The organism is Sphaerisporangium sp. B11E5 (genome assembly GCF_039871875.1).
Lineage (GTDB): Bacteria > Actinomycetota > Actinomycetes > Streptosporangiales > Streptosporangiaceae > Sphaerisporangium.
The window spans coordinates 136,752-159,344 of the sequence record NZ_JBDPMD010000010.1 but is presented as its reverse complement, the minus strand read 5'-3'; the positions used below and the strand labels follow the sequence as shown (position 1 = coordinate 159,344).

19 protein-coding genes and 2 pseudogenes are annotated in these 22,593 nt (G+C 71.7%); 14 read left to right on the top strand and 7 right to left on the bottom strand.

The features are described 5' to 3' along the window. Positions 1–118 precede the first annotated feature (118 nt). Positions 119–505, top strand: a complete 387-nt coding sequence (locus ABGB17_RS13200) for an ATP-binding protein (protein ID WP_347628967.1) — start codon at positions 119–121, stop codon at positions 503–505. 76 nt (positions 506–581) lie between these two features. Then, positions 582–788, top strand: coding sequence for a hypothetical protein (locus tag ABGB17_RS13195; RefSeq protein WP_347628965.1), 207 nt, complete (start codon positions 582–584; stop codon positions 786–788). 75 nt (positions 789–863) lie between these two features. On the opposite strand, the gene ABGB17_RS13190 is transcribed toward ABGB17_RS13195, so the two are convergent. The 6 genes and pseudogenes from ABGB17_RS13190 to ABGB17_RS13165 all read right to left on the bottom strand — a co-directional run. After that, the gene (locus tag ABGB17_RS13190) at positions 864–1,301 is read right to left on the bottom strand and encodes a TIGR03618 family F420-dependent PPOX class oxidoreductase (protein ID WP_347628963.1); all 438 of its coding nucleotides are present in this window, start codon (positions 1,299–1,301) and stop codon (positions 864–866) included. 250 nt (positions 1,302–1,551) lie between these two features. Beyond that, the gene (locus ABGB17_RS13185) at positions 1,552–1,719 is read right to left on the bottom strand and encodes a hypothetical protein (protein WP_347628961.1); all 168 of its coding nucleotides are present in this window, start codon (positions 1,717–1,719) and stop codon (positions 1,552–1,554) included. After that, a complete protein-coding gene (locus tag ABGB17_RS13180) occupies positions 1,716–2,174 on the bottom strand; it encodes a carboxymuconolactone decarboxylase family protein (protein ID WP_347628959.1) in 459 nt (152 codons plus the stop codon). The genes ABGB17_RS13185 and ABGB17_RS13180 overlap by 4 nt, the downstream gene beginning before the upstream one ends. Continuing rightward, positions 2,171–2,683, bottom strand: a complete 513-nt coding sequence (locus tag ABGB17_RS13175; RefSeq protein ID WP_347629060.1) for a MarR family transcriptional regulator — start codon at positions 2,681–2,683, stop codon at positions 2,171–2,173. The genes ABGB17_RS13180 and ABGB17_RS13175 overlap by 4 nt, the downstream gene beginning before the upstream one ends. Before the next feature lie 2 nt (positions 2,684–2,685). Then, positions 2,686–3,603 (bottom strand): MBL fold metallo-hydrolase, encoded by a 918-nt coding sequence (locus tag ABGB17_RS13170; RefSeq protein WP_347629058.1) that lies wholly within the window; start codon positions 3,601–3,603, stop codon positions 2,686–2,688. Positions 3,604–3,687: 84 nt separating this feature from the next. Then, a pseudogene (locus ABGB17_RS13165) lies at positions 3,688–3,948 on the bottom strand (transposase family protein); the annotation flags it as partial. 70 nt (positions 3,949–4,018) lie between these two features. Between ABGB17_RS13165 and ABGB17_RS13160 the strand changes: the two are divergent. Further along, a pseudogene (locus ABGB17_RS13160) lies at positions 4,019–4,204 on the top strand (transposase family protein); the annotation flags it as partial. Positions 4,205–4,360: 156 nt separating this feature from the next. Here the strand turns inward: ABGB17_RS13160 and ABGB17_RS13155 are convergent. Beyond that, positions 4,361–5,713: a class I tRNA ligase family protein gene (locus tag ABGB17_RS13155; protein ID WP_347628957.1), complete on the bottom strand. Its 1,353-nt coding sequence runs from the start codon at positions 5,711–5,713 to the stop codon at positions 4,361–4,363. A 705-nt stretch (positions 5,714–6,418) separates the two neighbouring features. On the opposite strand from ABGB17_RS13155, the gene ABGB17_RS13150 reads away from it, so the two are divergent. The 11 genes from ABGB17_RS13150 to ABGB17_RS13100 all read left to right on the top strand — a co-directional run bounded on the left by ABGB17_RS13150 (position 6,419) and on the right by ABGB17_RS13100 (position 22,593). Continuing rightward, on the top strand, positions 6,419–7,366 hold the full coding sequence (locus ABGB17_RS13150; RefSeq protein WP_347628955.1) for a DUF1702 family protein: 948 nt from the start codon (positions 6,419–6,421) through the stop codon (positions 7,364–7,366). After that, entirely contained in the window at positions 7,363–9,282 is a 1,920-nt protein-coding gene (locus tag ABGB17_RS13145; RefSeq protein WP_347628953.1) for a VCBS repeat-containing protein, read from the top strand. Before ABGB17_RS13150 ends, ABGB17_RS13145 begins: the two co-directional genes overlap by 4 nt. Continuing rightward, the gene (locus tag ABGB17_RS13140) at positions 9,279–10,220 is read left to right on the top strand and encodes an enediyne biosynthesis protein UnbU (protein WP_347628951.1); all 942 of its coding nucleotides are present in this window, start codon (positions 9,279–9,281) and stop codon (positions 10,218–10,220) included. The genes ABGB17_RS13145 and ABGB17_RS13140 overlap by 4 nt, the downstream gene beginning before the upstream one ends. Beyond that, the gene (locus tag ABGB17_RS13135; RefSeq protein WP_347628949.1) at positions 10,217–15,859 is read left to right on the top strand and encodes an SDR family NAD(P)-dependent oxidoreductase; all 5,643 of its coding nucleotides are present in this window, start codon (positions 10,217–10,219) and stop codon (positions 15,857–15,859) included. The genes ABGB17_RS13140 and ABGB17_RS13135 overlap by 4 nt, the downstream gene beginning before the upstream one ends. Before the next feature lie 49 nt (positions 15,860–15,908). Beyond that, complete coding sequence (locus ABGB17_RS13130) at positions 15,909–16,370, top strand: acyl-CoA thioesterase (protein WP_347628948.1); 462 nt, start codon at positions 15,909–15,911, stop codon at positions 16,368–16,370. After that, positions 16,367–17,050 (top strand): NAD(P)-binding domain-containing protein, encoded by a 684-nt coding sequence (locus ABGB17_RS13125; RefSeq protein ID WP_347628946.1) that lies wholly within the window; start codon positions 16,367–16,369, stop codon positions 17,048–17,050. The genes ABGB17_RS13130 and ABGB17_RS13125 overlap by 4 nt, the downstream gene beginning before the upstream one ends. A 37-nt stretch (positions 17,051–17,087) precedes the next feature. Continuing rightward, on the top strand, positions 17,088–18,035 hold the full coding sequence (locus ABGB17_RS13120) for a hypothetical protein (RefSeq protein WP_347628944.1): 948 nt from the start codon (positions 17,088–17,090) through the stop codon (positions 18,033–18,035). Positions 18,036–18,142: 107 nt separating this feature from the next. Further along, positions 18,143–19,246 carry a methyltransferase gene (locus tag ABGB17_RS13115; protein ID WP_347628943.1) on the top strand — a complete coding sequence of 368 codons (1,104 nt, stop codon included), beginning with the start codon at positions 18,143–18,145 and terminating at the stop codon, positions 19,244–19,246. Positions 19,247–19,300: 54 nt separating this feature from the next. Further along, a complete protein-coding gene (locus ABGB17_RS13110; RefSeq protein ID WP_347628941.1) occupies positions 19,301–19,729 on the top strand; it encodes an ester cyclase in 429 nt (142 codons plus the stop codon). A 68-nt stretch (positions 19,730–19,797) separates the two neighbouring features. Further along, positions 19,798–21,084 (top strand): AarF/UbiB family protein, encoded by a 1,287-nt coding sequence (locus tag ABGB17_RS13105; RefSeq protein ID WP_347628940.1) that lies wholly within the window; start codon positions 19,798–19,800, stop codon positions 21,082–21,084. A gap of 234 nt (positions 21,085–21,318) precedes the next feature. Then, a complete protein-coding gene (locus tag ABGB17_RS13100) occupies positions 21,319–22,593 on the top strand; it encodes a hypothetical protein (protein WP_347628938.1) in 1,275 nt (424 codons plus the stop codon).

The following is a 22,593-nucleotide window of genomic DNA, read 5'->3' as shown; positions in this document are numbered from 1 at the left end:
TGGTGCCCATCCGTCGGAGTCCGCGCGGTCCCGGGCACGCCCCACCTGCCGCCCCCGTCCGGGCGCTTCAGGGAGACCAGATGACCGACTTCGTCACCACGCAGTCCACGCGACCCGCGTGCTGCTGGGACATCCCCCACCCCCCCAGTCCGTCGCCAAGGCCCGCGCCCTGACCCGCCGGACCCTCACCGAGTGGGGCATGATCCCGCTGCTCGATGCCGCCGAGCTCGTCGTCAGCGAGCTGGTGACCAACGCCGTCCGGTACGGTGCCGCCCCGGTCGTGCTGATGCTCGGCGTCATCAGCCCCGGTGCCCTGGCCGGATCCGTCGCCGCCGGTGGCCCCGGCCTGCCGCGGCTTCCGCCGGACGAGCCTGACCTGGACGCCACCGGCGGCCGGGGCCTGGCGATCGTGCGCGACCTGGTGACCCGGTGGGGCGTGTGGCCGGACTCCGGCGGAATCGGCAGAACCGTGTGGTTCACCCTCACGGCCGAGAATGAGTCGTGATCACGCCCACGAGCGGTAGCGCCGACCACGGCCACCACGTGCCACCCCCACGAAGGGCGCCGAGCGCATCGACTGGTTGGACCCGCAGACCGGGCGCGAGGACTGGCCGCAGACGCTGCGCTGCACCTGCGGCGCCGTGGTGTACGAGCTCGTCAGGACGGGCGCCGGACAGGTGTACATCGCGCGGATCACCGGGGGCGACGTCCGCCACGAGATCCATCGCATGAGCTACTCCCTGGTTGAGGGCCTGTGGTTGCGGCTGCTGTGCGGTGCGGCGATGTAGCACCCCGATAGCAGGGCGGCCCGGTGGGTTAACACCGGGCGCAGCCTCCAGATCTCCCATTAAGTGTGGTCATGGTCAGTTGCTGTAGACGCGGGTCGGGGCGAGCAACACGACCGTACGGCGTTGTTCGGCCATGACTCGGTCGTACTCGGCCCAGTTGTCGTGGGTGCCGCCGGCTGCGGTGAACACCTCGCGCAGCAGGAGTCGTAGCCTCTCGCCGTCGATGCCGGAGATCGGATCGTCCGGCCCTATGAGCGTGGCTGTGCCTTCGACGGTGGACCAGGCCCAGGCGGACCGGGCCGTCACGGTCACTTGGGGGCGCGCCCGCAGGTTGGCCAGCTTCACTTTTCCGTAGGTGACGAAGCCGAGCACCGGAACTTCGGTGATCGGGTGGGGCAGCATGCCCGCGTTCACCACCGACGCCTGGATCGTGCCGTCCGCTCGCAGTGTCGAGACGACGACCAGGCCCTGTTCTTTCGCCGCCAGTGCGGCGAACTCGTCCAGCGTTGCCATACTCACCCTCTCCATCACACGTCCGGACCACCGTCCTCGATCTCATGGCTGCGAGGCAACTCCTTCCCGCCGTGTCGCGCGGGCTCGGTGATCGCGGTGAGCGCGGCAGCCCCGGGGGTGTGGGGGTGTCCCCCCATAAGACAGCCCTTGCGCTTCGCGAAGCGCTCTTTGCGAGGACCGTTTCGCGGTCGGCAGGGAAGACCCGCTTCTCGCAGCGGGACGGCGCCGGGAGGCGGGGGTGGGGGAGGGGTCACATGATGAGGCGAAGGAGGCGGGTGGCTTCGGGGTCGTTCTGGTCGGTCAGGGCGGTCATCAGGCAGCGGACGGCCATGGCGGGGTCGAAGCTTTCCAGGGTGAGGGCGTGGTGGGGGCTGAGGGTTTCCGGTGGTTGTCCTTCCGCCGTGTGAATGCACGTCAATCGGGGGAGCCGGCCCCGCTTCGGAGCTGATCGATGGGGTCCGGAATCAGTCGGTGGTGACCGCGCCGGGGTCGTGGCGCCGTGCTCAGGACGGCGGCCATGGCGACCGATGCCGCCGGCTGACCGAGGTAGGCGGTCAGCAGCACCATCAACTCGGCCAAGCCCTCTTCCGTGACACCGGCGGCGCGTGCGGCGTTCAGATAGGTGATCAGCCGGGCATCGACGACGTGTTGGCCGACGAGGGCGGCGATGACGGCGACGCTGCGGTCGCGGTCGGTCAGTTCCGTTCCGGACCAACCGGGTCCGCCGGCCGCGAGAAAGGCTTCCCGGGCGTACTGTGCGCCGGCTCGCGCCGCGAGCATGCTCTCGGCTTCGTCCTCTGGCACGCCGAGGTTGCGGGCGTACACGGCGCGGCCGGCGGCGATGCGGCCGGCCACGTTTTCGGAAGCGTTCATATGCACGATCCCGGGTCTTCGGCCGAGCCGATGATGAAGTAGAGAGCCCGTCGCAGCTGTGCGACCTCGGCCGCCGGGATGGGCCGGACCGCGTCGGCCTCACGAGCTTCGGCGCCGGCAGCGATCGCCGCCCGCGCCGCATCGCCCTTCGGGGTGATGGCGACGATGCGGGCCCGCCGGTCCCGCGGGTTGACGCGCCGTGAGACGAGTTCCATGCGCTCGAGCCGGTCGATCTCCGCAGTAAGAGTCGTCTTGTCCATGCCGAGGGCTTGCCCGAGTTCGACCTGGGTGAGATCGGCGGTCTTGTGCAGAGCGCTGAGGACGATGTGGTCGCGCAGCGACAGGCCGTGGCGTTCTGCTTCCGCGCCGACGAGTGCGCGCATCCGCTGGGCCGCCCGGTGGAGCAGCCACGTGAGCTCGGAGTCGGGCCCCGGTCCCAGGGTGGGGCGCTGCGGTGCCTCGTCGTCGATCGTCGGATCGGGGCGGCTCGAGGCGGGTGAGGCAGGCATGGTCACAGTGTCACGCTCGGGAACCGGGACGGCAGGAGCGGGATGCTGTCGTAGGCGGCGACATCGTGGGCCGGAACGACCTGCAACACGCGGCTGAGGGCGATGCTGCGCTGCAGGCCGACCCGGACGGTTTTGGCGTCGACATCGGCGACGCGGCGCATCAACCACGGGCGTTCCGCACCACGGGAGATGCCGTCCATCTGCCAGGTGAGGTCGCCGATGAACGCATACCGCTTCCCGGTGGGCAGCGTGACGAACACGACAACGGAACCCGAGGTGTGCCCCCCGGCGAGGGCCACGATCACTGAGCCGTCTCCGTAGAAGTCGAAGCTCGCCGGAAAGCCGAGATACTCCGGGCCGTCGAAGGCGTACTCCCGGATCTCCAGGCCTTGCGACACCGCGCGGAACACCGTGCCGTGCGAGTCGTCGGCGCCGTAGCGGATCTCGGCTTCGTTGATCCACACCGGCACCCGCAGGGAGTCCAGGCCGCTGACGTGATCCCAGTGCACGTGCGTGACGAGCACGCCCAGAAGCCGGGACCGGTCATAGCCGGCCGCATCGAGTTGCCGCGCCGCGGTCCGGCCGAGCCGGTGGGGAGCACGCTCCATGCGCGCCAGCATCTTGATGTGCTCCGCCACGTGCTCGCCGAACCCGGCGTCGATGAGCAGGTCGCCCTTCGGGTGGGAGATGAGCACGGCGGTGGCCGCGAAATCTCGCTTGTCCCGTATGGACCCTCCGGTCACGGCCAACAACGCTCGCGTCGTATATGTGCCGGTGGGCAGACGGTACAGCGCCATGTCCGCCGGCGGAGTCGCCTCGGGCAGCCGGCCTGTCCAGTACGAGGAAGGTGAGATGACCATGCCGAAACCGTACGACCCGAGAACATCCGACTCAAGACCATCTGAGCCAAGAGCATTCAGCCTACTGCGTATCGGTTGGCTTGGACGTGATGCAGGACGAGGATGGCCTGCACGATTGCGGTGCGGCGTGGGCAGCAGCGCAGTATCGGCGACCCGGTCGATCGGGATCAGTGTGCCGTCGAGAATCGCGTATGCGAGGTGTCGGATGCGCTGCATGGCGGTGTCCAGGTCGTCAGCGGCCTTGCTGAGCAGGGCGATTGCTTCTTGGATGTAGCGCCAGGCGGTGGCTATGCCGATCTCGAAGCCGGCGGCGAGACGGGTGTAGGTGTCGCCGTTGCGCAGGTGGGCCAGGGCGAGCAGGGCCTGACGGCCCGGGTCCAGCCGTCGCCATCGGGATTTGCGCTGCTGGCGCGGGTCCGGCGTTGGGGCGATGACGTAGCAGAGCCCCTGGTGGTACCAGGGTGCCGAAGGTCCGGTCATCACCCCCTGCAAGGGCGGGAACAAGCCAGTGTCCCAGAAGCAGGCCAACCGCTCACACGCCCGTCTTCGTGGTCCGGGCGAGCGCGCGAATGCCCAGCTCAAGACCTGGCGCATCCTGCGGAAGCTCCGTTGCTGCCCCCTCAAGGCCGGTCACCTGTGCAAGGCCATCGCCGTCCTGCAGAAACCGAGGATGAAAAGGAGTCACTGTGAGGAGGTCTGCGTTTGCCTGGAATCGGAACACGGTGTGGACAGCGGATACCGGAGAGATCGCGGCGATGAGGGGTCACTTCCCGGTGGGCGGTGCCCCTGGAGACGTCGGGCGCGTGGTGCGGGGGTTTCACATGATGAGGCGGAGGAGGCGGGTGGCTTCGGGGTCGTTGTGGTCGGTCAGGGCGGTCATCAGGCAGCGGATGGCCATGGCGGGGTCGAAGCTTTCCAGGGTGAGGGCGTGGTGGGCTCTCAGGGTCTCGGGGGGGACGGGGGTGGTGGGGAAGCCTATGGGGGTGGATTGGGCTTTTTCAATCAAGGGGGTGATTTTGGTGCGGAAGTATTCGAAGGTTTCTCTGGTGAAGTTGGTGCTGTGGGTGTCGGGGCGGTTCCAGCACATGAAGAGGCGGATGACTTCGGGGGTGGCTTGCTTGAGGAGGTCGCTTGCCCAGACGGCGTGGCCTCGGCTGGTGGAGAACTTGTCGCCTTCGTAGAGGTAGAGCTCGTTGACTGCCAGGCCGTTGACGCACAACGCGTCGGGGACGCCGGCGGCGGCGAAGAGGGCGGGGAACAGCGCGGCGTAGTAGAAGCCGGTGTCGAGGCCGAGGAAGGACCAGGCGCTGTCGACGCCGGTCCAGGCTTCGGCGAAGTCGCGGAGGGTGGTGGCGCGGGGGTTGACGTGGCGGCCTACGGTGACCAGGTAGGTGAGGCCCATCTCGAACCAGGCGTCGAGGCGTTCGCCGCCGGTGACCTCGATGCCCCAGTCGGTGGGGTGGGTGGCCGTCACGGTGGGGGGGGGGCGGTCGAGGTGGGCGGTCAGGAGGGCGCGGACGGAGGGGGGGAGGACGGCGCCGGCCCACAGGCGGGTGAGGCGGGCGCGGTGGGCCTCCAGGGGGAGGACGGGGCCGGGGACGCGGGTCTCGACGGGGATGGCGCCGCACACGGCGCAGCGGGGGGCGGTCATGGTGTCGGCGGAGCTGAAGGTGCCGCACAGTTCGCAGGTGCCGCCGGTCTTCTCGGCGGCGCAGAACGGGCAGCCGCCGGTGACGTAGGAGTTGTGCATGGTCTTGCCGCAGCCGTGGCACACCAGCAGGACACGCTCGGTGGTGATGACGAGGCCGCCCGCGACCATCTCGTCGAACAGCTTGCGGGTGAGGGCCTGGTGCTCGGGGTCGGCGTACGGGCGGACGAACACGTCGTGCGTGATGCCGGTGGAGGCCAGCGTCTCGCGGATGACCGCCGTGTTGGCCGTGATGACCTCGTCGGGTGTCAGGCCGGACGACCTGGCCTTCATCATGATGGAGTTCTGGTGGTCGTCGGTGCCGCACATGGTGAGCACGCGCTCGCCCCGGTTCCTGGCGGCGCGGGCCGCGACGTCGGCCGCGATGTACGGGCCGGACAGGTGGCCGAGGTGCAGCGGCCCGTTGGGGGTGGGGTGCGGGGAGCGGACGACGGTCAGACCGGTTCCTTCTTCAGCGCGCATGGGACGGCTCCCGGCTTCATTTCGTTATTTCGGCACGGCGTGCGGGACACGGACTTCGTCGATTCTCCGTCCCGCCAACACGATAACGTGGAGGCCGGATATCGGGAAATCCGGCGCGGCCCATCATCGGACGCAGCCCGCTAATAGTCGATGGATACACGGGCTCTACAACTTTCGATACGCCCGCCGTACTTGCGGCCCACCTTTCTTGAAAGGTCGCACCACCCTTCTTAGCATCCGGTAAAAGGCCCGGACGCAGGGGGCTCCTCGAGGCGGAACCACCCGGCGCGTCGGCCGGACAAGTGGGGACGAGGACAGGGGCGTACCGTTCGCCCAGGTCAATGGGCCAGATCGCCCGATATGGGCGGGAACGGCGAACTACGAGGCTCCTAACGACAAACAAACGCTTTTCCCGATTCCGCAGCGCCCGGCCGGTATGAGGGCGGCGCGGAGCCGGGATGAGGGGGTGCCGGTCATGCGTCGAGTCAGAAAAAGCCAAGCCAGAAGAAGCCCACGTCCGTTTTACCTCGACCTTCGTGCTCCATCGGGCCGCCCGCTGCCGTTCTGAGATCGCGGCGCTATTGCGCCGTACCACGACAAGGCGCGCCTTTCCCGGGTGCCGCGCGCCGAACTGCCCACCGCCGCACCCGTGTGCCCCTGTTCAGGCGAAGGACGACCGGTCGCGGACCGGCGTTGGAGGTAGTCATGACGGCGACGGTGTTACGCCGGCTGCTCTCCCTTGACCCGCGGGAGCTCATCCGCGCGGTCCCCGGCCCCCCGGCCAGGGACCCCGCGGTCGCCCGCACGCTGGAGTCGGTGGTGGTCTCCTTCGCCACCGGCTACAACGCCGGCCTCGGCGGCCCGCCGGGCGGGATCGACCTCTCGCACCTGGCTCCCGAGCTGCGCGGTTTCGCCTACGAGGGCGCCGCGATGAGCCTCGGCATCCTCGACCTGATGACCCTCGGCGGCGGCCGCCGCGTGCGGGAGTTCCTGGACGGCCCGGCCGCGCCGTACGTCCACCTGGCGCACGTCGGCGCGGGCTGGTCGTTCTGCCGCATGCACGTGCGGCCCTGGGTGGGCGTCCGCGCCGCGCAGCCGCTGTTCCGCTGGCTGGCGTGGGACGGCTGGGGCTTCCACCAGGCGTTCTTCCGCGCCAGGGCGGTCGTCGAGAGGCACCACGTGGAGCGGGCCGCCCGCGGCGCGGTGCGTCCCATCAGGGACCAGGGCGTCGGCCGGGCCCTGTGGTTCTACACCGGCGCCGAGCCCGAGGTGGTGGGCGAGGTCATCGGCGGCTTCCCGCCGGGACGCCGCCCCGACCTGTGGGCCGGCATCGGTCTGGCCGCCGCCTACACCGGCGCGCAGCCCCCCGAGCGGCTGGTGGAGCTGCTCGGGCACGCCGGCGACCACGCCCCGCACGTCGCGCAGGGCGCGGCGTTCGCGGCGAAGGCGCACGAGCACTCCGGGATCGTCCCCGAGCGCACCGCCGCGGCCGTCGAGGCGCTGACCGGCGCCGACGTGGCCACCGCGGCGCGCTGGACCGACGACTCCCTGGCCGCGGTGCGGCACCTGCCGGACGACCCCGGCACCTATGAGGCATGGCGTGCCGGAATCCGCCGCGCGTGGGCCCGGCAGAAGGGAGGTGTGGCGTCATGATCGCGAGACTGCGCGCCGGCACCGCCGCGATCCTCTCGCTGATCCTGATCGTCGTCGGCTGGCGTCTGGCGGAGCTGCCCGCCAGCTCGGCCGCCCAGGACGCCGGGATCGCGAAGCGGTTCACGTTCCAGCAGAGCCCCCTGAACACCGCGAAGACCGACCGGACGATCCGCACGGTGGCCCCGGCCTACCGCGACATCGACCACTGGATCTCCGCGGTCGGCGCGGCGGTCGCCCTGGCCGACGTGGACGGCAACGGCCGCGCCGACGACGCCTGCCTGGTCGACCCCAGGGACGACACGGTGACCGTCTTCCCGGTGCCCGGCACCGGCACCCGCTACCCGCTGCTGACGCTGACCCCGGTGGGCCTGCCGTACGACAAGACGATGGCGCCCACCGGTTGCGTGCCCGGCGACTACAACGAGGACGGCCGCCTCGACGTGCTGACCTACTACTGGGGCCGTTCCCCGGTCGTCTTCCTGCGCGGCGCGGGCACCGGCCCGCCCACCGCGGCGTCGTTCACCCCGCGTGAGCTGGTCACGCCGTACCAGGTGTGGAACACCAACGCGGTGACCGTGGCCGACATGGACGGCGACGGCCACAACGACGTCATCGTCGGGAACTTCTTCCCGGACAAGGCCCGGGTGCTCGATCCCAAGTTCGACTCCGACGACCTGATCGTCATGCAGCGCTCGATGTCGGCGGCCTACAACGGCGGCACCGACCACATCCTGCGGTTCCAGTCGGCCACCGCGAACAGCGTGACGTACACCGAGGCCATGTCCCCGTTCGGCGACGACGACATCGCCAAGGGCTGGACGCTGGCACTCGGCGCGCAGGACCTGGACGGCGACGGCCTGCCCGAGCTGTACATGGCCCACGACTTCGGCCCCGACCGGCTGATGCGCAACGAGTCCACCCCGGGCAAGGTGAAGCTCACCCTGACGGGCGGCGTGCGGCACTTCGGCACCCCCAAGTCCAAGGTGCTCGGCAAGGACTCCTTCAAGGGCATGGGTGTCGCGTTCACCGACCTGAACGCCGACGACACCCCCGACATCGTGGTCAGCAACATCACCGAGAACTACGCCCTGCACGAGAGCAACTTCGCGTGGGTCAGTTCCCGCCCCGACGTGCTCGGCGAGGACGGCGTCGCCTACTACGACGACGAGAGCGAGCCGCTCGGCCTGTCCAGGTCCGGCTGGGGCTGGGACGTCAAGATCGGTGACTTCGCCGGCGAGGGCGACCACCAGATCATGATGGCCACCGGCTTCATCAAGGGCACCGTGAACCGCTGGCCGCAGCTCCAGGAGCTGGCGCTGACCAACGACGACCTGCTCGACAAGCCGGGTGCCTGGCCGCGCCTGCGGGAGGGCGACGACCTGTCGGGCAGCGACCCCAACCCGTTCTGGTCGCGCGGCGCCGACGGCCGTTACCGCGACGTCGCGGCCCTGCTCGGCGTGGACGACCCCGGCCCGACCCGCGGCCTCGCGCTGGCCGACGTGGACCTGGACGGGAAGCTCGACTTCGCCGCGGCCAACCAGTGGCGCCAGTCGTACTTCTACCGCAACACCCGCACGACCCGGCACCCGTTCCTCGGCCTGAAGCTGGAACGCCCCGCGTCGTGCGCCGCGGGCACGACGGCCGGTGCCCCGCTCGCCCCGGCGATCGGCGCGACGGCCACGCTCCCCGCCGGCGCGTCCGGCGTGCGGGTCGGCCAGCTCTATCCCGCCAACGGCCACGCCGGCGTCTCGGCCCCCGAGATGTTGTTCGGCCTCTCCGGCACCGGCCAGGTGCCCGTGACGCTGACCTGGCGCGACGCGTGCGGCGTGCGCCACACCGGCAGCACGGACCTCACCCCCGGCTGGCACAGCCTCTCCCTAGGCGCGGACGGTTCGATCAAGAAGGTGACCACGTGAGCCCCAAACCCGACCCGAGGACGACAGCACTGCGCCGGTTCGCTCTGTCGATCACCGTGTTCACCATCGTGGGACACGCGCTGCTCGGCTTCGAACAGGCCTACCTCACGCCCGTCGCCGCGGTGCTCACCGCGTACGTGATGGAGATCGGCCTTGAGGCGGTGGACGCCTGGGCGCGCAAGCGGCCGGTGAAGCTCCCCCGCTCGGTCAAGGGCATGATGGACTTCCTGCTCCCGGCGCACATCGGCGGCCTGGCCTGCGCGATGCTGCTGTACGCCAACGAGCGGGTGCTGCCGGTGATGTTCGCGGTGGTCGTCGCCATCGGCTCCAAGTACCTGTTCCGTGTGCGGATCGGCGCGAGCAGCCGGCACGTGCTCAACCCGTCCAACTTCGGCATCGCGGTGGTGCTGCTGCTGTACCCGTGGGTCAGCATCTCGCCGCCGTACCACTTCACCCAATGGGTGTCGGGCCCGGTGGACTGGATCATCCCGGCGGCCATCCTGGCGTCCGGCACCATGCTGAACGCCGGTCTCACCAAGAAGATCCCGCTGATCATGGGCTGGGCGGGCGGCTTCGCCCTCCAAGCGGTGATCCGCACCGCGTTCGAGGGCACCGCCACGGTGAGCGCGCTCGCCCCCATGACCGGCGTGGCGTTCGTGCTGTTCACCAACTACATGATCACCGACCCGGGCACCACGCCGACGCGCCCCGGAAGGCAGGTGCTGTTCGGCGTCGCCACCGCCGCCACGTACGGCGTCCTCGTCGCCTTCCACGTGGTGTTCGGCATGTTCTTCGCCCTGGTCATCGTGTGCGCGCTGCGCGGCCTGCTGCTGGCGTACGGCACGATGCTGCGCGAGGTCGCCTGGCCCGAGCGGCGCCCCGCCACCCTCACCGCGGTGCCCGCGCCCGCGCTCGCCGGTGCCGGAGGGCCCCGATGAGAGGCACCTCGGAGGCGTACGCCATCGTCGGGATCGGGTGCCGGTACCCGGACGCGCCGGACTCCGACCGGCTCTGGGAACTGGTCCTCTCCCGCAGGCGGGCCTTCCGCCCCATCCCGCGCGGCCGCCTGGACCCGGACGCCTACGTGTCGGGCGACCCGTCCGACCCCGACCGCACCTACGCCCGGTACGCCGCCGTGCTGGAGGGCTGGGAGTTCGACCGTGCCCGGTTCAAGGTGCCGGGTGCCGCGTTCCGCTCCACCGACCTGACCCACTGGCTGGCCCTGGAGGTGGCCGCCGACACGCTGGCGTCCGCCGGTTTCCCCGGCGGGCGCGGCCTGGACTCGGCGCGCACCGGCGTCGTGCTCGGCAACACCCTGACCGGCGAGTTCAGCAGGGCGTCCCTGATGCGGCTGCGCTGGCCGTACGTGCGGCGCGTCGTCGGCGAGTCCCTGGCCGCCGAGGGCTGGGACGACGACATGATCGCCGACTTCCTCGACCGCATGGAGCCGACCTACAAGGCGCCGTTCCCCGAGCCCAACGACGAGAGCCTCGCCGGCGGGCTGGCCAACACCATCGCCGGCCGCATCTGCAACCACTTCGACCTGCACGGCGGCGGCTACACCGTGGACGGCGCCTGCTCCTCCTCCCTGCTGGCCGTGGTCACCGCCTGCACCGCGCTGCGCGACGGCGACCTGGACCTGGTGCTCGCCGGGGGGGTGGACCTCAGCCTCGACCCGTTCGAGCTGGTCGGCTTCGCCCGCACCGGGGCCCTCGCCTCCACGGCGATGCGCGTCTACGACGCCGACCCCACCGGCTTCTGGCCCGGTGAGGGCTGCGGCATGGTGGCGCTGATGCGGGCCGACGACGCGCTGTCGGCCGGGCACACCCCGCTCGCGCTGATCCGCGGCTGGGGCGTGTCGTCCGACGGCCAGGGCGGCATCAGCAGGCCGGAGAAGAAAGGCCAGCTCCTCGCGCTGTCGCGGGCGTACGAGCGGGCCGGGTTCGGCCCCGAGACGGTCGCGATGTTCGAGGGCCACGGCACGGGCACCGCGGTCGGCGACGAGGTGGAGATCTCCAGCCTCATCGAGGCGCAGCGCGGACGGCGGGACCTGCCGCCCGCCGCGCTCGGCTCCATCAAGGCCAACATCGGGCACACCAAGGCCGCCGCGGGCATCGCCGGCCTGCTCAAGGCCACCCTCGCCCTGCAACGGCAGGTCATCCCGCCGGTCACCGGCTGCGACGACCCGCACCCCCTGCTGCGGGCCCCGGACGCGCCGCTGCGTCTCGCGGAGGAGGCCGAGCCGTGGCCACAGGCGCCGCTGCGGGCCGGGGTGAGCGCCATGGGGTTCGGCGGCATCAACACCCACGTGGTGCTGGAGTCGGTGGCGCCGCGCCGCCGCCGCGTGCTCTCTCACGGGGAACGCCGCACGGCCCGCCGCCCCCTCGGCCACGAGGTGTTCGCGTTCCGCGGCGAGTCGGCCGCCGAGCTGGCCGGGCTGCTGGACCGCACGGCGGGCGTGGCCGCGACGATGTCGCTGGCCGAGCACGCCGACCTGGCGTCCGCGCTGGCCGCCGACGCGACCGGCGGCGCCCCGGGGGCGTACCGCGTGGCCCTCGTGGCCAAGGACCCCACGCAGCTCGCCCGCAGGGCCCGGCAGGCGATGGGCCTGCTGCCCATGCTCAGTGGCGTCGCGCCCGGCATGGTGGTGCGTGCCCCCGGCATCTTCGCCTCCCACGGCACCCCCGGCCGGGTGGGCCTGCTGTTCACCGGCCAGGGCGCGCCGATCCCCACCACGGCGGGCGCGCTCGCCACGCTGCTGCCGGGCGCGGAGAGCTACTTCCGTGCCGGGCCGTCCGACGACGTGGGGCCGCTGGACACGGCGGTGGCCCAGCCGGCGATCTTCTCGGCGTCCATGGCGGGGCTGCGCTGGTTGTCGGAGCTCGGCGTGGAGGCCGACGCCGCCGTCGGGCACTCCCTCGGCGAGATCAGCGCCCTGTGCTGGGCGGGCACGTTCACCGAGACCGAGGCGCTCGGCCTGGTGACGTTCCGCGGCAGGGTGATGAGCAAGTCCGGCACCCCCGGCACCGGCATGGTGTCGCTGGCCGCGCGGCACGACACCGTGGCCGAGCTGATCGAGGGCACCGAGCTGGTCGTGTCGGCCGACAACGGCCCCGCCCTGGTGGTCGGCGGCCCGGTCACCGACCTGGAGCTCCTGCTGCGGCGTGCCGCCGCCCGTGGCGTGCCCGCCACGCGCCTCGCGGTCAGCCACGCCTTCCACACCGGCGCGGTCACCGCCGCCGAGGAGCCCCTGGCCACCTACCTGGCCGCGCTGCCGGTGCCGCCCGCGCAGCGCCGGGTGCACTCCACCGTCAGCGGCCGGGCCCTCACCTCGGCCTGCGACCTGCGGCGCATGCTGGCCCAGCAGGTCACCGCCCCGGTGTTGTTCCGCCAGGCCGTCGAGGCGCTGGCCGACGAGTGCGTGCTGCTGGTGGAGGTCGGCCCGGGACGTGGCCTCGCCGCTCTCGCCGGGGGGATCACCACGGTGCCCGCGGTCGCCATGGAGATCGGCGCGGAGTCCGCCGAGGGCCTCTGCCAGGCCGCCGCCGCGCTGTTCGCCGCCGGCGCCGCCACCGACCTGCGGCCGATGTTCGCCGAACGCCTCACCCGGCCGTTCGACCTGTGGCGGGACCCGAGGTTCCTGACCAGCCCGTGCGAGGCCCCGGTGGCGGCCGAGCCCGTGCCCGTCCGCGCGGACGCCGGCACGGCGGGCCCCGAGTCCGACGCCGCCACCACCGTGCGGCTGCTGGTGGCCCGCACGGTCGAGCTGCCCGCGGAGGACATCCGCCTGGACGACCGGCTGCTCAGCGACCTGCACCTCAACTCCCTGCGGGTCGCCCAGCTCGCCACCGAGGCCGCCACCGCGTGCGGGCGGCTCGTGCCCGCCGCGCCCCTGTCGCTCGGCGACGCGCGGGTGGGTGAGCTGGCCGCCATGATCGAGTCGCTGCCCGCCGCCGGGGACGGCCCCGTGCAGGGCCCGGTGCCGCCCGGCGTCGCCGACTGGCACCGCGTGCTCGTGCCGGTGCTCACCCCCGTCGAGCTGGGCGAGGACGCCACCGAGCGGTACGACTGGGACGTGCGCGGCGCCGGGGCGATGCGCCGGGCCGTCGAGCCGCTGCTGCCGCGCGGCGAGACCGCGCCCCGGGCCATCGTGGTGTTCCTCCCTGAGGACCCCGCCGACGCCGACATCGACGAGCTGGTCTGCGGCGCGCGCGAAGCCGTGCGGTCCGGCGCGCCGCTCGCCGTCGTGGACCAGGGCGACACCGCGTCCGGCTTCCTCGGCACCATCCGGCAGGAGTACCCGGGGCACGCGGTGCGGTACGTGCGCGCCGCCTCGGCGACCTCCGCCATCTCGGTGGCGCACCTGCTGCGCACCACGGCGTTCACGCACACCGAGATCGTGATCGACCGCAAGGGCCGCCCCGCCGTCGAGTCGCAGTGGCCCTATCCGCTGAAGGACAACGAGCCGTTCACGCTCGGCTCCGACGACGTGGTGCTGATCACCGGGGGCGGCAAGGGCATCGGGTTCGAGACGGCCCTCGCCCTGACCGGCCTCGGCGGCGCGCGGGTGGGCCTGGTCGGCCGCGGCTCGCCCGGCCGCGACGAGGAGCTGCGCGCCAACCTGGAGCGGCTGCGCGCGTCCGGCGTGACCTACCACTACGCCGCCGCCGACGTCGCCGACGCCGGGGCGGTGCGCCGGGCGGTCGCCGAGATCACCCGCGAGCTGGGCCCGGTCACCGCGCTGATCCACAGCAGCGGCGTCAACGCACCGGGACGGTTCGCCGACCTCGACGGCGCGGCGTTCGCCGAGCACGCCGCACCCAAGTACCACGGCCTGCGGGCGGTGCTGGACGCACTCGAAGCCCGCCGCCTGCGGGCCGTCATCACCTACGGGTCGGTCATCGGCAGGTTCGGCCTGCGCGGCGAGGCCCACTACGCGCTGGCCAACGGCCGCATGCGGGAGCTGGCGCGGGTGCTCGCCCGCGACCTGCCCGGCTGCTTCGTCTGCAACATCGACTGGACGGCCTGGTCGGGCGCGGGCATGGGCCAGCGGCTCGACGTGCTGGACAGCCTGGTGCGCGCCGGCGTGGTGCCGCTGCCCGCCGACAAGGGCGTGCGGCTGCTCACCGGGCTGCTCGCCACCGGCGTGTCGGCGCCCTCGGTGCTGGCCACCGGGCGGCTGCCCGACCTGTCCAGCCCCGCGGTCGCACCGGGGGGCCGCCGGTTCGCCGAGCGCGTGCTGACCTGGACGCCTGGCGTGGAGCTGATCACCGAGGCGGTGCTCGGCGCGGACACCGACGCCTACCTGGACGACCACCGCATCGACGGGCTGCGGGTGCTGCCCGCCGTGGCGGCCCTCGAGGCGATGGCGCAGGCGGCCGCGCTGCTCACCGGCGCGCCCGCCGCCACCGCCGAGGACGGCCGCTTCGAACGGCCCGTGGTGGTGCCGGACAAGGGCACCCGTGTGGTGCGCGTCTGCGCGCTGGCCCGCGAGGACGGCGACGTGGACGTGGTGCTGCGCAGCGACGAGAGCGGCTTCGCCGTGGACCACTTCTCGTGCCGGTTCACCGCCACCGCGCCGTCCCCGCCGGACGTGCCCGCCCGCCGCACCACGCTGCCCGCGCACGACGGGCGGCGGTTGTACGGCTCACTGTTCTTCCACGGCCCGCTGTTCCGGCGGCTGGTGCGGTACGAGCACCTGGAGGCCACCGGCTGCACCGCCGTGCTCGCCCCGAGCGAGGCCGTCGGCGGCGAGCTCGGCGACCCGTACCGCAACGACGCCGCGATCCACGTGCTGCAGGCCTGCGTCCCGCACCGGCGCCTGCTGCCCGTCGGCTGCGCCCGGTTCAGCGTGCACGGCGTCGCGGCGGGCCCGCTGACGCTGTCGGCCGTGGAGCGCTCGCACAGCGGCGCCGACTACGTCTACGACGTGGTCGTGCGCGACGAGGAGGGACGGCCGGTGCTGAGCTGGGAGGCTTTGCGGCTGCGCGACGTCGGCCCCGTCGACCACGTCGACCGGTGGCCGCCGCTGCTGCTCGGGCCGTACCTGCAGCGCGTCGCCGGGGGACTGCTGCCCGGCACGGGGCTGCGGGTCGCGGTGGCCGACGGCGGCTCGCGCACCGACGGCCGCGGCGGCGAGGGCCACACCGCCGACGGCCGGCCGATCCCGGACGGGGGTGTCACGTGGAGCCGCAGCCGCCTGGACGGCATGGCGCTCACCGTGTCCAGCCCCACGAGTACCACTGTGGCCTGTGATGGGGAGCCTGTACCCGGCCCGGAGGACGTCGAGCGGTTACGCCGGCTGATCCCGTGGCCGGGCCAGGCACAGGAACTGGCCCGCCTCACCGGCGAGCCGGAGGGCCACGTGCTCGGCCGGCTGTGGACGGTGCAGGAGTGCCTGTCCAAGACCGGCCGCACCGCCCAGGGGCCGCTCACCGTGCGCGGCGCCTACGAGCAGGGCTGGGTGCTGCTGCGCGCGGGCACCGACGACGTGGTCTCCACGGTCGTGGACGTCGACGGCCAGCCGTCGCCGGTCGCGGTGGCCATGCTCCTCTCACCGGCGGAGGTGGGCAAGTGACGCCGCGCCACGTGCCCGCCGTGCCCGTCCCGCCGGCGGGGGTGACCAGGTGAAGCCGTACTTCGCGCACGAGCGGCTGGTCACGTTCGCCGACACCAACCTCGTCGGCAACGTCTACTTCGCCAACCACATCGCCTGGCAGGGGGAGTGCCGCGAGGCGTTCCTCGCCGAGCACGCCCCCGGCGTGGTCGGCCGGCTCAAGTCCGGCGAGCTGGCGCTGGTCACGGTGTCCTGCGGATGCCACTACTTCGGAGAGCTCTACGCGATGGATCGGGTGTCGGTGCGCATGACGCTGCGCGCGTTGTCGTTCAACCACGTGACCATGGACTTCGCCTACTACCAGGTGGGTGAGGGCCCCGCGCGGCTGGTCGCCAGGGGTGAGCAGGCCGTGGCGTGCATGGTCCGCGAAGAGGACGGCGCGCTGACCCCCGTGGACGTGCCCGAGGAGCTCAGGCGGGCGCTTGAGCGGTACGCCGCGCCGGAGGCGGCGGGCACGGTGAGGGCGAGATGAGGGCCGTGGACGACATCATGGACGCCGCGCCCCCCACGTTCGGCATCGTGGGCTGCGGCCGCATGGGCTCGGCGCTGGCCCGGCTGTTCGGCGGCGAGGGGTTCCGCGTGCTGCTCACCAGCCGCACCCGCCGCTCCGCCGCCGAGCTGGCCCGGCAGATCCCGGCGGCCGTCGCCGGGTCCCTGGAGTGGGTGGTGAGCGCGTCCGACTTCGTGGTCCTCGCGACGCCCATCGAGGCGACCTGCGCGGAGATCGCCCCCCGGGTCCGTGAGCTGCTGGCGGGCAAGACGGTCATCGACGTGTCCAACCCCGGCTTCGCCGACGGCGGCACGCCGCTGTCGGAGGCGCAGGGCGTGCTGTCCGGGGCGGAGCGGATCGCCGGTTTGCTGCCGGACAGCCATGTGGTGAAGGCACTCAACTGCGTCGCGGCCAAGCGGGTGCACGACGTGGCGGAGGGAGTCGTGAAGGTCACTGTTCCGTTCGCCGGCGACGACGTATTGGCCAAGTCCAGGGTCGGCCTGATTCTGGAGATCGTCGGGTTCGACATCGTCGACGCCGGTCCGCTGTCCAGCAGCAGATGGATCGAGTACCTACCCCAGCTGCTGGTACGGCGCGGGCTGGAGACCCCCGGCGGACTCCTCCTCGACGAGATCGACTTCCTCGAGGGGATCGGCCCATGACAGGCAGGGCAAAGGGCGCAACGAAAGGGAAACCGTAATGGTCAGGATCGCGTCCACGACTCTGAAGGCCCCGGAAACCACCTCTCCCTACCCCAGGAGGCGAGGGCTCGTCGTCGCACTCAGCGTGCTGGCGGGCTTCCTGCTCACCGTGGTGTGGTCGGCGACGTTCGTCGACTCCACCATCGGTGACCCCATCGCCAACACCGTCCTCGGGCACGACGCCAAGGAGGTCCCGATCGCGGGCATCCTGGCCGGGCTCGCGTTCGCCTTCGCCACCGGCCTCGCCGGCAGCTTCACCGCCTGCAACATCGCCGTCTTCGGCGCCGTGGCGCCGCTGATGGGCGAGGGAGGCACCCTCGGCAACCGGATCAAGGCGGTGCTGCTGCCGCTGCGCTGGCTCGTCGCTGGCATGGTCGCCGTCTCCGCGATCTACGGCGCGATCGTCGGCGTCGTCGGCACGAGCATGCCCCAGTTCTCCACCGTGCCCAACGCGGCGGGCCTGTCGCCGCGCAGCATCCAGTCGATGGTGGTGTTCGGCGTCATCGGCCTGGTCTTCGTGTGGCTCGGCCTGGCCGCGCTCGGCCTGGTGAAGGACCCCCTGGCGCGTGTCTCCGAGCGGTTCCCCGGCGCCCGCATGCTGGTCATGGGCATCCTGGTCGGCGGCTTCCTGATCGGCCGTCCCTTCGGGCTGTTCCGGCAGCTCTTCCGCGACGCGGCGGAGAGCGGCAACCCGCTGTACGGCGCGGGCGCGTTCGTGCTCCAGTCGGTCGGCAACATCGTGATCATGGTGGTGCTCGCCGTCGTCATCGCGATGATCGCCGGCGGACGCATCGGCCGCTGGATCGCCGCCAAGCCGAGCAGGGCCGCCCTCATCGTGGGCGTCTCCTTCATCGTCGTCGGCGTCTTCACATTCATGTACTGGGACATCCGTCTGCTGGCCCGCCGGGAGATCATCCCGTGGTATCCGGTGGCCCCCTGGGCGTGAACACCGGGTCCCGCGTGACATTCGCAATCCCTGAGAAGAACCAAAGTCCATTCGGTTCGTAGGTTCGAGGAAAATCACCGCTGATTTACCGGAAGAAGGTGTCAGACATGACCGCCGTGGAGCAGGAAAAAACCGCTCCCCCCGGTATTCCGGCGGTGGATCCCGCGAAAGTCCTGAACCTGATGGACCGTGTCATGCGGGACATGAGCGGAGCCATGACGGGCATCATGTGCGCCATAGGCGTACGGCTCGGGCTGTTTCGCGCGATGGCGATGTCCGGCCCGGTGACGAGCGCCGAGCTCGCCGCCCGCACCGGGCTGGACGAACGCTACGTCCGCGAGTGGCTGCACGGGCTGGCGAGCGCGGGCTACCTGGAGGCCTGCCGCCCGAGCGGCGGGTTCCTCCTGCCGCCCGAGCTCGCCATGGTGATCGCCGTCGACGGCTCACCGTTCGACCTCTCCGCGGGATACGAGCTCATGCCCGCCCTCGCGGGCATGACCGGCGAGGTGTGCGAGGCGTTCGCCACCGGCGCCGGGGTAGAGCAGGACCGCTACCCGGCCGAGTTCTACCGGGCCATGGAGCGGATGAGCGCGAGCTGGTTCGACACGATGCTGGTCCAGCAGTGGATCCCCTCGCTCGGTGACGCCGCCGCGCGGCTCCAGCGCGGCGGGAAGGCCGCCGACATCGGCTGCGGCCACGGCCGCGCGGTGATCACGATGGCGCTGGCGTTCCCCGAGTCGGAGTTCGTGGGCTACGACGCCTACGGGCCGAACGTCGAGGCGGCACGTGAGGCCGCCGAGGACGCGGGGGTGGCCGACCGGGTGAAGTTCGTGCGCAAGGACGCCACCAAGGGCCTGCGCGGGCACTACGACCTGGTCACGGCGTTCAGCGTGCTGCACGACGCCCCCTCGCCCGTGGCGCTGCTGCGGGCGGTGCACGGCGCGGTCGCGCCGGACGGGGTGTTCCTGCTGCTGGAGAGCGCGTCGGCCGACGACCCGGCGGACAACACCGGGCCTGCGGCCACCGTGCTGTACGGCACCAGCCTCATGTACTGCCTGCCGGCGTCCCTGGCGGACGGCGGCCCCGGTCTCGGCACCCTGGGCCTGCCCCCGGCCCGGATCCGGGAGTACTGCGGGCAGGCCGGCTTCCGGTCCATCCGGGCGCTGCCCTCCGCGAACCCGTTCAACGCGCTCTACGAGATCCGCCCCTGACCAGAGGCCCCGCCTCTGACCCATTCCCACGGAAAGAGAAACGCAGGAGGAACCATGTCGACAGCCGAGAACAAGGCGCTCGTCCGCAACCTCATGGACGCGTGGAACAGCGGTGACCTGCCGCGGATGATGCAGTACTGGTCGCCCGACATGGTGCACTACTCGCGCGGCGAGGTGCTGGACGCCCAGACCGTCGGCGGCGCCATGCAGATGGTCATGGACGCCTTCCCCGACCTGAAGATGAACGTCGAGCACATGGTGGCCGAGGGCGACCTGGTCTGCTCGGTGATGACCCTCACCGGCACGCACACCGGCTCGTTCCTCGGCATGCCGCCGACCGGCAAGGAAGTGTCCATCGCCCTGCAGGGCATGGTCCGCATCGCCGACGGCAAGGTCATCGAGCACTGGGGGACGGCCGACGGGCTGGCGCTGCTGCAGCAGCTCGGCCTCATCCCCGAGGAGCTCCTGGCGGCGACGGCCTGAGACATCCCACCATGTACGAACTCGCGAGAATGTACGCGCCCGCGTCCCGGCGGCCCAGGAGCAGCCGGGTGTCCCTGCCGAGGACACTGGCGCGCGTGGCCGTGGCCGGCACCGTCGCCGCCGCCTACATGATCCCGGCCCTGGTGGCCGTCGCCGCGGTCCGGGCCGTGCGCGGCAAGGCCAGGGCCCGGGCCTTCTTCTACCGGCGCGTCGTGCGGATGCTCCAGGCGCTCGGCCCGACGTACGTCAAGTACGGGCAGATCGCCGGCAGCCGCAGGGACGCGCTGCCGCCCGAGCTGTGCGACGCGCTGTCGGTCCTGCACGACGGGGTCGCGCCGATGTCGGTGCGCCGGTCGCGCAAGGCGCTGCGCGCGGCGTACGGCTCGGAGCTGGAGAAACTGTTCCCGACCGTCGACGAGACGCCGGTGGCCAGCGGCAGCATCGCGTGCGTCTACCGCGCGGTGCAGGCCGACGGCAAGGTCGTGGCGCTGAAGCTCAAGCGACCGGGCATCGACGCGCGCATGCGCGCCGACCTGGACCTCGTGCGGCGCATGGTCGGCCTGGCCGAGCGTTCCGCCAAGATGGGCGGCATGCCGGTCGGCGAGCTCGCCGGGTACGTCAGCGCGGCGATCCTCGGCCAGCTCGACTTCGCCAAGGAGGCCGCCAACTCCGTGCGCATGCGCGGCATACTCAAGCCCGTCAAGGACGTCCAGGTGCCGACCCTGATCGGGGAGCACTCCCGCCCCGAGTGCCTGGTGTTCGACTACATCCCCGACCTGGACGCCACCACGGCCGAGGACCTGCCGTACGGCGTGCGGGCGAGGCTCGCGGGCACCGTGCTGGCCGCGGCGCAGAAGATGATGTTCGTGGACGGCTTCGTGCACTGCGACCTGCACCCGGGCAACCTGTACCTGACCAAGGACGCCCGTGTGGTGATCCTGGACGCCGGGTACTCGGTGCAGCTCCCCGACCGGGTGCGCCGCCTGATGGGGGAGTACTGGATGCGGCTGCGGGCCGGCGACGGCCGCCGCTGCGGCGAGATCGTGCTGGAGAGCGCGGTCCACGTCGGCGACGACACCGACGTGGCGGCGTTCGTGGCGGCCGTGGAGGACCTGGTGAACACCATGGTCGGCTCGGGTGTCCAGTTCGACATGTTCTCCTTCGGCAACAAGATGTTCGACCTCCAGCGTGAGCACGGCATCTACGCCGCCTCGGACTTCGCGTTCCCGCTGATGTCGCTGCTGATCCTGGAAGGGACCGTGCGCGGCATCTCACCGGACGTGGATTTCCGCCAGGTGGGCGCCAAGCTCGGGGAGAAGTCCCCGGCGCAGGCGCAGGCACCGGTCACCACATAGCACCGACCCAGGGCGACCGCCCCCGCGGATCCCGCGCGGGCGGTCGCCCTCGCCTGTCCCAAGCCGCCTCCCAGCAGGCATTTAGCGCCTGTTCGATGGGCAATCCGCGAGAAGAGCACGTCAGATTTCCCGCCGTAGATTCCGACCAGAGAGAACGCCTGAAAGGCATTCTTCAGCGAAAAACGGAGGAGTCTCATGGGTGGGTGCAGTGAATCCGTCGACCGTCGGTTCCCGGTGCAACAGATATCGGAGACGACCTGGATGCGGGCGACCGCCGGGAACATCGCCGCGGATTACGCCCAGGGCTACACGGATCTGGTCGCGGGCTTCATGCGCGGCAGGCCCACCTGGCGGACGTTCCACGACAGCCTGAAGAGCGCCTCGCCGGCCGAGGTGGCGGAGCTCGCGGCCTCCCGGCGCGCGGAGAGCCTGGCGTTCCTGGTGCTGATGATGACGGGGGTGTGCAACGCCGACTGCGGTGTGTGCTTCACCGACCGCAAGCGCAAGCCCAACGAGCTGAACGCCGACGAGCGTGACGACCTGCTGGCCCAGGCGGCCGCCCTCGGCGCCCAGTACGTCTACGTGCCGGGTGAGGGGGAGCCGACGCTGGACAAGGGCTGGTGGCGCTTCCTGGAGGCCTGCCGCGACCTGGACCTCCCGGCCATCGTGTTCACCAACGGCATGATCTTCGGCGACGAGGACCTCAGCCGCCGCACTTGGGGCCTCAGCCCGCTGGAGGCCGCCAAGAAGCTCGCCGACTACCCGGTCTACCTGTACTCCAAGTACTGGACGCCGGACTCCAAGCTGGCCGCCCGCCTGCTCGGCGTACCCGAGCGCCGCCACGCGTACGGCCAGGTGGACGGCGTGCCGGTGCCGCTCGGCCTGCAGACGCTGATGGAGCACGTGCCGCGTGAGCGCATCGGCATCGAGGTCTGCGTGGAGCGGCGCAACGCCGACGACGTGCTGGAGACCCTGGTGCCGTTCGCCGAGAAGCACGGCCTGGCCCAGCTCGTCGAGATGATGCAGCACAACGGCCGCACGTTCGGCGACCCGTCGTACGACATGACCGACGCGCAGGCCGACGCCGTGGCGGGGCTGCTGTCCCCGACGAGCTGCACGCTCGGCACCTGCAAGGCGGTCGTCACCGTGCAGGGCTACCTCAGCCCCCGCATCGCGGTCCTGGAGAGCCAGCTCCCGGGCGACCGCGCCCGCGTGGTGGGGCAGGACTTCTACCGGCTGCTGCACGAGTCCCCGTACATCGTGGAGCGCCGCTACAACCTGGCCTGCCTGTGCGAGACCATCCCGGCCGAGCTGGCCGGCGAGAAGGTGGACCTGCGCGAGGTGTACAACGTGACGCCGCCCGCGCTGGCCAGGGTGACCGCCGTGGAGCCCGAGCCCGTCGGCGCGGCCGTGGGTGTCGCGGTGAAGTCCATCCAGGACGCCGACCCCGGCGGCTGCGGGGTCACCGGGGGCTGCTCCGCCTGCAAGTCGCTGTGCTCGCAGCACTGA